Annotated in this window: 13 protein-coding genes; 1 reads left to right on the top strand and 12 read right to left on the bottom strand. The window is 42.2% G+C overall.

The window, feature by feature from the left end; translation table 11 throughout:
* Positions 1-2: 2 nt before the first annotated feature.
* Together malF and malE are read right to left on the bottom strand one after the other, a co-directional pair.
* Positions 3-1,580, bottom strand: coding sequence for a maltose ABC transporter permease MalF (malF, locus tag QV280_RS14210; protein WP_023403527.1), 1,578 nt, complete (start codon positions 1,578-1,580; stop codon positions 3-5).
* 67 nt (positions 1,581-1,647) lie between these two features.
* On the bottom strand, positions 1,648-2,826 hold the full coding sequence (gene malE / locus QV280_RS14205) for a maltose/maltodextrin ABC transporter substrate-binding protein MalE (protein ID WP_023403526.1): 1,179 nt from the start codon (positions 2,824-2,826) through the stop codon (positions 1,648-1,650).
* 708 nt (positions 2,827-3,534) lie between these two features.
* Between malE and malK the strand changes: the two genes are divergently transcribed.
* Positions 3,535-4,659 (top strand): maltose/maltodextrin ABC transporter ATP-binding protein MalK, encoded by a 1,125-nt coding sequence (malK, locus tag QV280_RS14200; protein ID WP_023403525.1) that lies wholly within the window; start codon positions 3,535-3,537, stop codon positions 4,657-4,659.
* Between the two features lie 101 nt (positions 4,660-4,760).
* Here malK and QV280_RS14195 read toward each other — a convergent pair whose 3' ends face one another.
* The 10 genes from QV280_RS14195 to QV280_RS14150 form a co-directional block, all read right to left on the bottom strand.
* Complete coding sequence (locus QV280_RS14195) at positions 4,761-5,576, bottom strand: hypothetical protein (protein ID WP_152820608.1); 816 nt, start codon at positions 5,574-5,576, stop codon at positions 4,761-4,763.
* Entirely contained in the window at positions 5,573-7,915 is a 2,343-nt protein-coding gene (locus QV280_RS14190; RefSeq protein ID WP_367869565.1) for a hypothetical protein, read from the bottom strand. The genes QV280_RS14195 and QV280_RS14190 overlap by 4 nt, the downstream gene beginning before the upstream one ends.
* Before the next feature lie 86 nt (positions 7,916-8,001).
* Positions 8,002-8,691 carry a fimbrial biogenesis chaperone gene (locus QV280_RS14185; protein ID WP_152820604.1) on the bottom strand — a complete coding sequence of 230 codons (690 nt, stop codon included), beginning with the start codon at positions 8,689-8,691 and terminating at the stop codon, positions 8,002-8,004.
* A 140-nt stretch (positions 8,692-8,831) separates the two neighbouring features.
* Positions 8,832-9,395, bottom strand: a complete 564-nt coding sequence (locus QV280_RS14180; protein WP_023403521.1) for a hypothetical protein — start codon at positions 9,393-9,395, stop codon at positions 8,832-8,834.
* 91 nt (positions 9,396-9,486) lie between these two features.
* Positions 9,487-10,176 (bottom strand): helix-turn-helix transcriptional regulator, encoded by a 690-nt coding sequence (locus QV280_RS14175; RefSeq protein WP_023403520.1) that lies wholly within the window; start codon positions 10,174-10,176, stop codon positions 9,487-9,489.
* 503 nt (positions 10,177-10,679) lie between these two features.
* Positions 10,680-10,880: a restriction endonuclease subunit S gene (locus tag QV280_RS14170; protein WP_367869564.1), complete on the bottom strand. Its 201-nt coding sequence runs from the start codon at positions 10,878-10,880 to the stop codon at positions 10,680-10,682.
* 280 nt (positions 10,881-11,160) lie between these two features.
* The gene (gene pstB / locus QV280_RS14165) at positions 11,161-11,910 is read right to left on the bottom strand and encodes a phosphate ABC transporter ATP-binding protein PstB (protein ID WP_023403518.1); all 750 of its coding nucleotides are present in this window, start codon (positions 11,908-11,910) and stop codon (positions 11,161-11,163) included.
* Positions 11,911-11,951: 41 nt separating this feature from the next.
* The gene (gene pstA / locus QV280_RS14160) at positions 11,952-12,815 is read right to left on the bottom strand and encodes a phosphate ABC transporter permease PstA (RefSeq protein ID WP_152820602.1); all 864 of its coding nucleotides are present in this window, start codon (positions 12,813-12,815) and stop codon (positions 11,952-11,954) included.
* 5 nt (positions 12,816-12,820) lie between these two features.
* Complete coding sequence (gene pstC, locus QV280_RS14155) at positions 12,821-13,732, bottom strand: phosphate ABC transporter permease subunit PstC (RefSeq protein WP_152820600.1); 912 nt, start codon at positions 13,730-13,732, stop codon at positions 12,821-12,823.
* 102 nt (positions 13,733-13,834) lie between these two features.
* The gene (locus tag QV280_RS14150; RefSeq protein ID WP_023403515.1) at positions 13,835-14,656 is read right to left on the bottom strand and encodes a phosphate ABC transporter substrate-binding protein; all 822 of its coding nucleotides are present in this window, start codon (positions 14,654-14,656) and stop codon (positions 13,835-13,837) included.
* Positions 14,657-15,308: the final 652 nt, after the last annotated feature.

The following is a 15,308-nucleotide window of genomic DNA, read 5'->3' as shown; positions in this document are numbered from 1 at the left end:
CCTTAATCTTGAGATAGCTTAGTGAAACGAAGGTTAAGTAGTGCCATACCACCCACCAATAGGAAGATAAGCGTTGCGATAGCACTTGCTAGACCAAAGTCTTGACCACCACTGCCCTCGAAGGCGATACGGTAGGTATAGCTCACCAACAAGTCGGTATAACCGGCCGGCTCTGAGGTACCTATCATGTTTGGACCACCGTTAGTCAATAGCTGAATCATGACAAAGTTATTGAAGTTAAACGCAAAGCTGGCAATCAATAGCGGCGTCATTGGTTTAATCATCAAAGGCACTGTGATGTGGAAAAAGTTCTTAAATGGACCTGCACCATCAATTGCAGAAGCTTCATACAAATCATCAGGAATAGCTTTTAATAGCCCCATACACAAAATCATCATGTACGGGAAACCGAGCCAAGTGTTCACAATCAACACCATGGTTTTGGCTAAGAACGGGTCAGAGAACCAATTTGGCGAAATACCAAACAGCTGACTGAGCACCAAGTTTATTTCACCAAAACTTTGGTTAAACAAACCTTTAAATATCAATATGGAAATAAACGCCGGCACCGCATAAGGTAAGATGAGCAACACGCGATAAATAGCACGTCCTTTCAGTTCTTCCCACTGCACTACGCTCGCCAATACCAAGCCGATCACAAGAGTAAAAATAATCGTTAATACTGAGAACACTACGGTCCAGATGAATATCGAGATAAATGGCTCTTTGATACCATCGTCTTTCCAAACACGCTCGAAGTTGCCAGTGCCTATTCCAACAATAAAGCCAGGCGAAACTGTATCACCAACAAATTCTCCATTGGCATCTACCGGTTGATAAAAACCCACGTCCATATTGGGCATGAAGGTTTCACCGGTTTCGTTGTTGAGCATAGTTTGGCCGTCGGCTTGCAACGTAAACAGCGGTTCGACACCAGCAAATTTACGTAATCCACTCATACGGACAGCTTCACCGTTGGGCTTAATCAGATCAATGTTACTCAATATCGGGCGAGCTTTAATAATGCTTTTAATTGGCTCTTTAGTACCTTGAACTGAGTTCGCATCAATGGCGGTGAGTTGTAGATCTTTACTGGTCACATCTTTAGTTAAGCTAAATTCTCGCGTAACTAGAGTATGCTCACCGTCTTGCAGCGCAATAATATGGCCACCAGCGGTTTTGAGCAGTTGAAATGGATAGCTGTCACCACTTTGGAAAGTGCGATTAACCAGAACCGTTTGCGCACGGTCGAGTGTCAGTTGGTTCTTCGCGCTGTAGTTAGTGAATGCCAAGTTAACGGTATAAGCCAGCGGGAAAAGAATGAATAAAATCATTCCCGCAATACCAGGATAAATATAGCGATGTGCGTAGGTTTTCTTACTACCGAAGATATATAGCGCTAACGCCGTTAAAATCAGTGTGAGAATAGCAAAAGCTACTTCTCCACGAGAATACATCAAGACGGTTGCATAACCGTTTACAATTCCGACTAAGCCAAGGGTTGCCCATTTCAATACTGATTTAGTATTTCCGGCAACGGAAGGAGTCTCAACAGAACCAGAAGATTGAACTGTCTGCATAAAAAGAACCTACTAGCGAATAATAAATAGAGAAAAGTAAGGAGGGGTTACCCCCTCCTTAAAGGGTTTACTTAAGCATTTGTTTTTTAGCGTCTTCTAGAGCCGCATCTACCGATTGACGACCATCGACAACATTGATGATGGCGTTTTTCGCTGAACTCCAGTAAGTGTTCATTTGCGGAATGTTCGGCATGATTTCACCGTGTTCAGCACTTGCCATTGTTGCAGCAATGCGCGGATCAGCAGCTAATTCTTTTTGGAACGATTTTAGTGCAACCGCGCCCAGTGGCTTATCGTTATTTACGTCACGTAAGCCTTCGTTAGTCAGCAAGTAGTTCTCAAGGAACTCAACCGCAAGATCTTTGTTTGGTGACGCAGTGCTAATACCAGCCGTTAATACACCAACAAACGGTGAAGAAGCCTGACCTTTGAACGTCGGTAGCGTCGTTACGCCATAGTTCACTTTGTTGTCATAACCGCCCCATGCCCAAGGACCATTGATGGTAAGTGCAACATCACCTTTAGCAAAAGAAGAATCCGCAATAGAGTAATCCATGTCCGCAGAGATCACTTTGCTATCTACTAATGACTTGATGAAGTTCATTGCGTCTTTAACGCCAGCGTTATCAATGCCTACGTTTTTAACATCATAACCAGCATCAGTATGTTTGAATGCGTAACCACCGTCAGCAGCCATTAGTGGCCATGTGAAGTACGGTTCTTTTAGGTTCCACATGATCGCTTTTTTGCCATCTTTTGCTAGCTTAGCATCAAGAGCCGCCACTTCTTCCCAAGTTTTTGGTGGGTTAGGTACAAGATCTTTGTTGTAGATAAGTGCTAGAGCTTCGATAGCTACAGGGTAGCCGATGGTTTTGCCTTGGAAGTTCACTGCATCCCATGCAAAATCAACAATGCCGTCTTTGATTTCTTTAGATGGTTTAATTTCAGCTAGTAAACCGGCTTCTGCGTAACCACCGAAGCGATCGTGTGCCCAAAAAATAATGTCTGGACCGTCACCAGTTGCAGCCACTTGAGGGAAGCGAGACTCTAAGCCATCAGGGTGAGCTACAGTCACTTTAATGCCTGTATCTTCTTCAAAGCGTTTACCTACTTCAGCCAGTCCGTTATAACCTTTATCGCCGTTGATCCAGATAGTCAGTTGACCTTCTTGAATTGCTGCGTGAGCACCAAAAGAACCAAGCGCAACAAGTGTTCCAAGTGCCACTGTACTTAGAGCTTTTTTCATGTGTGTAATCCTTTTTATTATATGTGTAGGGCTATCAAAGTTATTCCTGAAAGCCAAATTTCAGCATCTATCATCCGCTAGTCGCTATGAATCATCATCATCCTGACTACTACGCCCTATATAAATGAACGCATTTTCGTGATCGAGCTCTCTTAGTAACAGTGATGCGAATCACATAAAGTCTATAAATGTGATTAAAATCAACAGAAATACCCGAATAAAAGAGAGGTTGATCCGTTTATTCAATAGGGGGTGATTTACCCCTCCTCCCCTGCTACTCCCCCCACAAAAAAGCCGTTCGGGAGGATGTATGACACCACCAAATTGCACAAACTAACAACATCCGAGATATGGATGGTAAGAACCCTTTTCTAACTTGTTTGTTGGGATTACATTTCAAACCTGGCTAGTAGTAACTTAATTGACGTGCGCAATGAACATCATTACGGGGAACACGGAGACTAAGATGCGGGGGATATTAGCTAGAATTGGAGATGGTCAGGTGATGTGACCAAAACAGGCTGAAGTTATTGACTCTTAGGGTGAGTCATTAATCTTCGTGTTTTGTGTTCATCACCTTTTTTCTTTCCTGTTCTCTAAAGAATATATTGAACAATTACTTCTGAATTTCTATTTTAGTGCTCATGGAATAATCAATAACCATAAATGAGTGCTAATGGGTAAAATTAATATTGAGGATCCACTCAAATGACCAGTGTCACGCTAAAAAATGTATGTAAATCCTACGGTGACGTAGAGATCTCTAAAAACGTCGACCTAGATATTCACGAAGGCGAATTTGTCGTGTTCGTTGGTCCATCAGGTTGTGGTAAATCAACTCTGTTACGTTGTATTGCCGGCCTAGAAGACATTACGTCAGGCGATCTGTACATCGGCGAACAACGAATGAATGATGTTGAGCCTTCTAAACGTGGCGTTGGTATGGTGTTTCAGTCTTACGCTCTTTACCCGCACCTGAATTTATACGACAACATGTCTTTTGGTATGAAGCTGGCAAAAGCAGACAAAGCCGAAACAGAAAAACGCGTTAAGCACGCCGCTGATATTCTACAACTGACACATCTTTTAGACCGACAACCGAAAGCGCTATCAGGCGGTCAACGCCAACGTGTAGCGATTGGTCGTACTTTAGTATCGCAACCTGAAGTCTTCTTACTGGATGAACCGTTATCTAACCTTGATGCGGCATTGCGTGTACAAATGCGCAGTGAAATCACTAAGTTACAACGTCAATTAGGTTGTACCATGATCTACGTAACCCACGATCAGGTTGAAGCGATGACCATGGCCGATAAAATCGTGGTATTAGACGGAGGCCATGTTTCTCAAGTTGGCCGACCACTAGATTTATACCATTACCCACAAAACCGCTTTGTGGCTGGATTTATCGGCTCACCTAAAATGAATTTCATTAGTGTGCACGCTATTGAAGCTTCTTCAACGCATGTCAAAGTTGAGCTAGAAAACAAAGTGGCGTTTAATATTCCTGTCGATGGTACCACGGTCATCGTCGGTGAACGTATGTCATTAGGCATCCGCCCAGAGCACTTATTAATGTCTGATTCTTCAGAAGCAACCATTGAAGGTGAAGTCACCATAGTTGAAAAACTGGGGCAAGAAACGCAAGTGTACTTGTCAGTAGAAAGCGCAGATACTGATATCAACTTTAGACAACCTGATACCTTAGAAGTTGAGCCTGGCGATCACTACGCCATCGGCATTGATCCTAAACGCTGTCACCTATTCCACGATGATGGACGCGCTTGCCGCCGTTTACATCAAGAAGTTGGCGCGAGTATTCCTGAGGCATAAGTTTACAGACTGTATGTAATAAAGCCTTAAAGCCAACGAAAACTAGAACCCCACTAAGACCCCTTTAATTTCTGCATCAGATAGGAATTAAAGGGGTCTTTTTATGGTCTGGCGGTTGCTGTAATCGTTACTGTGTCTTTATAACGGCCCGCTATAGCACCTTCCACAGAGCCCACACGAAACTCCATTTCTTTTCTATGTCCTGATGCCGATGGTGGTGAGAAAGGAATAGCAGAACCAAAATGAATGGGCTTGCCATCTAAACTAACAGAATAACGAATCACTTCCCCTTCGTTCTGACTGTGAATTAATGCGCCATTCTTTGACTCAACTTCAATGGAGTATGAAGTATTAGAATGCACTCCAAGCTCTACTCGTTTGCGACTCCCCGAGGTTAAAACGCCAAAATCTAGGGTGTTATTCTTGATGGAAGGGCTATACAAGTTTATCGATAAATAAGGATATATTTGCACTGATGCTTTTCGTTTTTTAGCTGAACGTTTGACATCAAATAACGCTAATGTGAGGTTTGCGGAATAAATGCCGGGGCGATGATGCCCATCATCTGCAAACCAAAGTTGAAAAGATTGTCTGGCACTATTTCCTATAATAGGAATGAATATTTGCTTATTCTTCAGAGCATTATAAGCCCTGCCTTGTTCATCAGTAACATTAGCTAACATGCTGCTTTGCTTTTGTTTAAAACGTATCTGCCCATTTTCTTCGGTTTTTAATAAAAACCCTTTTAAACCACACTTTCGCAATGCATCACTGAGCTCGATTTCAACGCGAATTTTCGGGGTACTCTCTATATCGTTACTGTGTACATTTTGAGTCGATATCCCCCAACTACCTCGGCACTCGGCAAAAGTAAATTGCGAATACATCACCACTATTAGACCAATCAAAAACTTCATGGGTTCACCTCTTCTAAACTCAAAGGCGATAAATAAATGAGATTACTTTGCGTATTCTCGATCAATAATATGCCTTTAAACGAAGGATCTCCGATAATGGTCACTTCAAACTCACCATCACTCATCCTTTCAATTGCAAATCGTCCTGCTTTATTGGTAAAGATACTGCGCCGCAACCCTTGCCCAACAACCACACCGTTTCTCAGCGCAATAGCATCACCATTAGCCGCCACTAACGAACCAATAACGGTTTTGGTATTATCGGAGCCGACAACCACAGAGTGCCCAGTATAAGTGCCCGCCGTAATTTGATAGTACCCAGAACCATAATCATAACCAATCGGCGCCTGCGGTATGGTAACGTCAAACGAACTGGCAGAATGACCACCATATAAAGGCACGGCATTGCTTAACCTAGTGGTGGCTATCGCTTCTGGGGAGGAATCTGTAAATTCATTAATATAGACCGGTACATCGAGTGAATCATGAACGTTAACGATAACCGCCGGCCCACGATAGCCTCTATTCCAAGACAAATGGCTATCCACCATAGTAAAACCACTGGAAATTCGCCCAGATACCGCATTTGTTTCCACATCAGCATTTCTATCAACTAAACGTTCGACATCAACCTCAGCTGAATAACGGTTGCCTATATAATCTGCTCGCACCTCATAGTTTTCAAAAGCATCGCTATACTCTCCAGCAACTTGATAGCCATAACCGCCAACACTGTTAGAACTGTATTTAGTAAAACTGGCTCGCGCACGATTACCTTGGCTAAAATACTGCGCAAGTGCTTCGTAATCCCCACTATCCGAATACCAATCCCACTCCACCACAAAATAGAAATTGGTATCGCTTGTCTCAGTGCTCCCCCCTGCTTCGAGATACTCTGCGCCAAGAGTGATATCAAAGTTTTGATAGATCCATTGCAATTCTAATTGCGCCGCCAGATCGTACCTATCTGGGGAGTGCAAATAATCGATTTGAAAAGAAGGGCTTAAATTTAAATTTGAGCTAAATCGATAAGTATAATCAACAATGGCGCTGGTTCCGGTTTCTAAGTCGCGAGTGATATCCCAAGGGATTGGGCGATAATCATAGAATGACTCAACACTGGCTCTAAAATTGGGAGACCCATAACTCACCCCTTCCAAAAATGTACTGGAGTAATCAATTGAGGCTACCCCTCCTATCACATCCACATCATCGTAATTAAGTACGCTTCCTCGAAACCCGATACTTGATGCACCTGTCCCCAACCCTAGGCTGATACCACCGATTTGGCCTAAAGGATGATAAAGACCGTTGATACCAACCGTTAACCACTGCGTAAGACCGTACTCGTAATAAGACTGAACTAAGTATTGCTCTTGGTCATATTGATATTTCCGATTATCAACGTTTGAAGACAACCCCGTATAAATCCCATAATCACTAAAACCCATTTTTAATAATCGAGTATTAAAAAACTGACTATAAGAAATTTCTTCACGCCGCCCCGACTGATAGCGGATCTCTAAACGAATATCGTTATTTCCTTGGCGTAACGGCAAATCATCTATGCTATATCGACCCGGCGCTAAACGTAAATCACCATAAAAAGTATCGTTTATATAAACGGCAATAGTGGCACTCTCGACCAAATACACTTCCTGCGAACCGCCACTTTGAATATTTCGGCTCGGCTGTAATCGATTCCATAACCTTTCTAACGCTACCCCGCCCAATGTGACAGAGGGTAAATGCCCTGTGGTATAAGGCTGAATATCTCCAACGGTCAGTCGGAGCGGATAACTGGGGCGGTCGACAAACGCTCGTAAATCACCGCGGTACACTTCTATCTCGCTATTTTGCGTTGAATTACTCGGCGAAGCGTAAATTGACCCGTCTAAATTTAAGCCCTTGTATCCACCAAAATTAGTGGCGGTTATCCATTCAACACGCCAATCTACAGGGTCTATAATTTGAGTGCTGTCCACGTAATTGGCGGTGAGATTAAAGATATTGTGCCAAGCAAAAAAACCAGACTCCGTATAAACAGGCGTTTCATAGGGAATATCAAAACTTAAGTCATTTTGTTTGGCATTGTCTTTATTTAAATGCAAATTTAAGCTCAAATCTAAATAATCAAATCTGAGATCAATCCCAATATTGTATAACTCTTCTTGAGTGACAATTTTATTACCAAAAGTGAGCAATTGTTGCGACACTTCTGATGTGATTTGATTTTTCAAATGACTGTGTAATTCAGTCGCATTGACCCCAATTAACTTTTCTCCGTCGGTGATGATATTCACTTCAGATAACAAGGTTTGTCCACGATACAAAGGCACAGGAAAATTCCAATTCTGCGAACAAGCAGAAAAACTAACCCACAATAATAAAAAGGCTATATGAGATTTCATATAGAGTAATGGCGCTAATTCAAAGAAAATTCGACAATAGCACTGCCTTTATTACCTTGTGATAGTTTGTATTTCTTGATGACCTTTGGCAGTAAATAATTTGATTTGTTCTCAAACTCAAGCTCGTTCCAACTCATGGTTTTTTGTTGACCGTTTTTTGAAAATGTCAGCTGCGCTTGGCTTACGTTTAAAACGCAATTTCCTTGATTAATCAAAATTAAATAATCGGTTTGAACCTTATAACTCAAACTATTTGAGCACTCTTCCGCAGTCGGAGACACAAAAACTACCGTTGAAAAGTTGAATAAGAACTTAACTTGCGCATCATCAACCGTACCATCATTGGTTTGAACTTCTTCAAACAATACTCGGTAAGTGTGGGTAGATTGCACTTGCTCTGAGCCTAAATATCGCACTCTAAATCGACGTACACTATTTGCGGCAACAATCGCTTGGGGTGGTAAAATCAGAAAGTCTTCATCGGCTTCTAAAGTGGTTTCTTCATTGGTCTCTGGATCTATTTCTATGCGCTGCACTGAGACTTGAACACGAACCTCTTTGTTTGAAGTATTGGTTACCTGGTAACTCGACTGAGCCTTTGAGCCTACATACTCCATTTCCATATACATAGGAGTAACTTGATAAGCAAACGCATAGCGAACCGAACAAAGCAACATCAAACACACACCCAATATAACCTTCATGTTTCCTCCAATGAATCAAAATGAGGCTAGTACAGTGATACTCGCCTCATTTAAGGTTACGTGACTTATATTTAACCAATCGTAACGATTGGTGTTAATCGCGCTAAATCATGCAGTGCGATTAACTAAAGTGAACTCCATTACAGAATACCGGCTACCTCAATAGTCACTGTATCTGAGTATTCACCCTCTAAAGCCCCTGTTGCATCAACAGTTAATTCCACAGCAGCATCTTGCAATGCATCCGCTTCAGCAATGGTTTCTTCTACTTCTAGATCCCCTACCGAAGGAGAAAACGAAAGCGCTGTTCCTGCAACGTCTAACGTGTAAGGCAGTAATGCTGGTGATTTATTGTGTGCTAGACCACCATTGCCAGAAGTCATTGTCACTGTAAAGCCATCGGTGGTATTACAGTATGCACTGATCGAACCAATCGCTAACCCTGACACTGATTTACTGTCTGCAAATACGTCAATATCACTGTCTACCACTTCTAGTTCACACTCACATGGAACCGTACCGGAAATCTCTAGGGGTAAATCGACTTCACAAAAAGTCTCTGGTGGATCGCCTGGCTCATCGTCTCCGCCAGGATAGCCTCCGTGACATATTTTGGTTTTATGTTTTCGGCCAGCATCGGCATCTGGGATAATTAAGCCAAACATGGCTAACCCCAATACAGCCGCAAATAATGCATTCTTCATTTTCAGTCCCTCGCTAATGTTGTGCTTTTAAGCACGTTGCGAGGAAAGTTTAGTGTGGCTTAACATTTTTCACGTCACCCAAAATGGTGAATTACGCGCCATTCATAGGATGATTTTTGGGTGAATTTGATGTTTGTTGTACCGCGCGGGCAATCAGTTCGGCTTTGGAATGCACATTCAACTTACGCATTACACTCGAAGCATGTGTTTTGACTGTATTAACACTCACGTTAATGGATTCCGCTATTTGCGGGTTATTCAATCCTTTTAGGATCATAAAACAGATGTTTTTCTCTTTGGGTGTCAACGAATGGACCTGAGCAAAATCATCGGCTGCAATATAAGGGTCAAACTCATTGGTCACGTATGCCTTAGCCAACTTACTGAGGTCTTGTCGGCTATACCATAATTCACCATGGCTAACCGCTTCCACTGCAGGTGCTAATTGCTCTAAGCAACGCTTTTTCATTACCACACCAGAAAAGCCATTTAAAATCCAATCCCCAACCTGAAATCCCGATTCATCAATGTTAACCGCTAGCCAATCGCCTTGTTCATGCACTGGATTGATTCCACTGCGCATGGGATTACTTACTGTTTGGGTATCAATTAGATAAATACTTCTTTCATTAAAACTATCGGCAGAGCAAAAGCAGTCGTTCACGCTAGTGAAGGCAGAAAACCTAGGAGTTGAAAAGTGTTGATTGAGTATTGCGGTTGAGGCGTTGGCAAATTCTTCTGAACGTGTAATCACATAGCCACTTGCGTATATAAGAGACATAGTTCCTCCCTAAACGTCTCGCCAGCAAGTAGATGATCCGTTTATCATTTTAAAGCGACTGTATCCATAGCGCTTTAAAATCAGGAGATCGCCTTTCTAATCCACTTGAAGGCAATGTATACCAATCATCGTAATTAACTGATCGCTCTAGCGTGTTAACACACTTGAAGACAGCGATGGGATTTATGTTCACTTAATTACGGTCATTGCTATTAAAGGTAGGACTTTATTGAAGTAATTCAATATCTAAACGTGTTCCGTCATTCACCTCTTGAATGACTGTAAAGGAGACACGACTAAGCTATTGATACTTTATAAGATCTTCCATTTTGTTGCTCTTAGACCAATATGGCATATAAAAATCAGTTTTAATTCACATTAACTAAGATCAGTCATCCGAGAGCACAGGCAAAGCCACGAACCTTTTTCTAAGGCATAAAAAAACCGAGCTATATAAGCGCTCGGTTTTCACTAATCACGTAATCACTTAATCACTTAATCACTTAATGAACAGGAGTCTCTGACTCTGAATAAAACTTACCAAAATACTGTTCTAGTATTTCTGGCGTTAACTCACCCGCTTCTTCAAGTTTTTTTAATTCTGCCGCTATTTTCTTTTGCTCTTCTATTGAAGGCAATTTCTCTTCTGGCTCATCTCCGGCTTGCTCGGCCATTGATGCTAGCTCTTTTTCTAAATCACTCACGATTAATACCTCATATCGAAACTAAATTGAGTGTACTTAGACCTGAATAGAAGGTCAATCTTATCGCTATCGTTCTCTAGGCGGTCCCTGACAAGTCAAACGGGACCACTTTGACAACAACGTAATATCAGTCCACATAAGTATTTGATTACGAGTACTTATCCGGGTTGATATAACTGGAAATTTGCAATTATGTAGAGTAAAAAGGCCCCTCAATAATTGAGGGGCAAAAGTCCATCGCTTATTATTATAGTTAATCTTGCAAATTTAAACGGCGCTATTAACCAAAATCACCGTTTACGTAACCTTGAGTGCGATCATCACGTGGGTTACTAAATATTACTTGTGTTTCATCGTGCTCAACCAACTCTCCCATCAAGAAGAAAGCAGTGCGGTCTGAAATACGACGAGCTTGCTGCATTGAGTGCGTCACGATAACAATGGTGTAATCCTTTTTCAGATCTTCCATTAGTTCTTCGATTTTGTGTGTCGCAATTGGGTCAAGCGCAGATGTAGGTTCATCCATCAAAATCACATCCGGTTCCATAGCGATAGTACGCGCAATACATAAACGTTGTTGCTGACCACCGGATAGACCAAATGCGTGTGATTTAAGACGATCTTTCACCTCATCCCACAACGCTGCACCGCGCAGTGATTTTTCAACCACTTTATCAATGTGCTTCTTGTCTTTGATGCCTTGAGCACGCAGACCATAAGCCACGTTTTCATAGATGCTCATCGGGAATGGGTTTGGCTTTTGGAATACCATGCCCACTTTAATGCGCAGGTCAGCGACATCGATGTTGCCATAGATATCTTGACCGTCCATTTCCACAAGGCCGGTAATTTTTACGCCTTCAATCAAATCGTTCATGCGGTTTAGACAACGTAGTAGCGTTGATTTACCACAACCCGATGGGCCGATAAGCGCCGTTACTTGGCGAAGAGGAATTGGTAAGTTGATGCTTTTTAGCGCTTTATTGTCGCCGTAGAAAAGATCTAGGTTTTCGATATTAAATTTGTTCATGTTCAGTATCTCTTAAATTCTTTGTGTCTATCTAACAACAATTAGTAAGTCGCTTTGTTGAAACGGCTAGCGATAAGTTTGGTTAACATATTAATCAGAAGCACCACCACAATCAGCACTGTTGCCGTACCGTAGGCTTGGTTCCACTCATCAATAGTAAATAGCTCTGTTGTTAACTTATATAGGTGAACGGTTAGCGTACGGCCTGAATCAAGAAGCGTATCAGGGATACGTGCCACCATACCTGCTGTCAAAAATACCGGCGCTGATTCACCAATTACGCGACCAATACTCAAGATAACAGACGTCAAAATACCTGGCATTGCGCTTGGTAGGATTAAGCGCCAAATGGTGTAGATTTTTGACGAGCCTAACGCATAAGAACCTTCACGGAAAGTGTGTGGAACCGCCATCAGTGCTTCTTCCGTTGCACGGATAATCACTGGCAGAATCAAAATACTTAACGTTAGTGCACCCGATAGGATAGAGAAGCCTAATCCTAAAATGGTCACAAAGAAAGTCATACCAAATAGACCAAAGATAATTGACGGGATACCCGCCAGTGATTCAGTACAAAAACGAATCACTTTTACGAACTTACTACCCACTTGTGCATATTCAGTCAGGTAGATAGCTGTCATGATACCCAAAGGCGCTGCAACAGAAATCGAAGCAACAACCATATAAATCGTTGACACGATCATTGGGAAAATACCCTGAGAATCACCAGTACGACTGTAGTCGCCTGTCACGAAGTCCCAGTTTACGAATTGCAAACCATTCGACAAAATGTACCAGATAATCCAGAACAAAAAGCCCACGGTTAAGCCAGCAGAAAGCCATACAAATACGTTAAGCATATTGTCTTTGCGCTGACGAGATTGTTTTAGTTTTACTGTATCCATTACTCTTATCTCGCTTTCTGACGGTTAAGATACAAAAGAGCACCGTTTAACATCATAATGAAGATCAACAGAACCACACCGGTTGCGTACAATGCATTTGCGTGAAGCCCGCTTGCGTACGACATTTCGATTGCGATGTTGGCGGTCAGTGTACGCGCCGCATCCAATAGTCCTTCAGGCATTGCTGGAGCATTACCCATAACCATAATGATGGCCATTGTTTCGCCAAGAGCACGACCAATCCCCAAAATCACGCCCGTCATAATGCCAGAGCGAGCCGCTGGAACGAGGATCTTAAAGATGGTGTAAATCTTTGAAGCACCTAACGCTAAAGACCCTTCTTTATAAGCTCGCGGCACAGCGCGAATAGAAGTTTCAGAAACGGTAATTACCGTCGGTAGAATCATTACGCCTAGTACGATGATACCGGCCAAGATAGTGTTACCCGCAGGTACGTTGAAGATCTGCTGGATAAGTGGAACGATAATCACCAGACCAAAGAAGCCGTACACTACCGAAGGGATACCCGCCAATAGCTCGATAGCTGGGCGGATTATGTTACCTACGCGCTTAGGCGCAATTTCAGCAATGAAGATAGCGGTTAATACGCCAACAGGAACACCAAATAGCACCGCACCGAGTGTAGAGACCAGCGAGGCAACAATCATAGTTGCAACACCGTACAGTGCAGGTGGTAACCAGTTTTGTCCTAGGACGATTCCGCTAAAACCCGCGGCTTGGAATGCTGGGATACTTTCTTTAACGATGAAGTAAGCGATGATGGCTAGAGAAACAATACCGATAACGGCACTGGATAAGAACAATCCGTGAAAGATTCGTTCTCTCCAATCAACGCCACGGTCTTCCCTTAATGAAGAGCTAGGGATAACCGAAGCTTGAACATTGTCATTTTTCATTGAAAAATTCACTATAAATTGCGATGGGAAAATCAAATACGCAAACAAGGTGCGCGGAAAAAGCTCAGCCTTCACAGGCTGAGCAAAATAACTCTTTTTCTATTAGTGAGCAGCGATGTAGCCTTTGCTTGCTACTAGTTTTTGTGCTGCTGCAGATTGCATCCACTCGATGAATTTCTTAGTTTCAGCAGAAGTGTTCGCTTCTTTGTAAAGAACTAGGAAAGGACGAGAAACATTGTAAGAACCACTCTTAATGTTTTCTACAGAAGGTTTTGCGCCGTCGATTGCTAAAGCGTGAACCGTGCTGTCTACCGTACCAAGAGAGATGTAACCGATAGCGTATGGGTTAGAAGCAACTTGAGTTTTAAGTGCGCCGTTACCGTTTGCTACTTGAGCACGCTGAGAGATAGCAGATACAGTAATGTCGTTTACTTTCATTTTAAGACCCATGATGTCTTCGAAAGCGCCACGAGTACCAGAAGCTGTGTCACGTGTAACGGTTACGATTGGCTTGTCTGCGCCACCAACTTGTTTCCAGTTTGAGATTTCGCCTTTGTAGATAGCTTGAACTTGCTTAGAAGTTAGACCTTCTACAGAGTTGTCAGGGTTAACAACTACTGCGATACCATCATGAGCGATAGGTAGTTCCTTTAGAGAAGGTTCTTCTTCAGAAGCTTTAAGAGCACGAGAAGACATACCTAGGTTTGCTGTACCAGATTTAGCAGCACGAACACCTGCAGAAGAGCCAGGGCCTTGAACTTCGATAAATACGTTATTGTTCGACTTCATGTAAGTTTCAGAGAAAACTTCCATAAGAGGAGTAACGCTGCTTGAACCAACTGCTGAGATAGTCTCTTTTGCAACTGCAGGAGTCATTGTTAGTGCGCCTAGAAGTGCAACTGCACCGATTACTGTCTTTTTCATCTGTTTGTCCTTAATGGGAATAACGTTCACAACATTTACTATGCTGTGGGTTTGTTTAGTTGACGAGGGACACTTTAAGGGTGTTGTGTGACACTTATGTTTCAGAACTTTGAAAGCTAAATGACAATTTTCATCAAATAGGACAATAAATAACGCTGAGTTTTTAAAGCCTATAAATAAGCACAAGCGTCAAGGACAGAATGAAATACGGGGTTGTGGATTTGATATAACAGCTGAGCTCTTGCTGATTTTTATCTTTACAAACAAGCACTTAAAAAGCAATGAGATAAAAGCACGTCAACTTTCACTTAGCATAACGCAAAGCAAAGTTAACGATTTTGCTCAAATCTCATACTGATTTTTCGCGCTAAATAGACTCACTTCCCCGCAGTAGCCTTTCACTAAACTGTCATAATTGACGATGAAATAATTGAAATATTTCAACGCAAAAAAACCGATTAAATTAAACCGCAACGCGAAATAATACCAATCACACTAAGTAAGTGATCAGAGCTAGCGCAGGAAAAATGCTCGAGATGAAGGCAGAAATTTTCGATAAGTAATTATTCTACAATCAAAAATTCTAACGCAGTTATCGAGCATTTTAACAAGCTAGAATGATCAGTTATTTAGTACGATTGGTATAAGATTT

The sequence above is a fragment of the Vibrio sp. B1Z05 genome, from assembly GCF_052955985.1.
The sequence above is the reverse complement of the archived record's forward strand: the minus strand, read 5'-3'. Positions and strand labels throughout refer to the sequence as shown.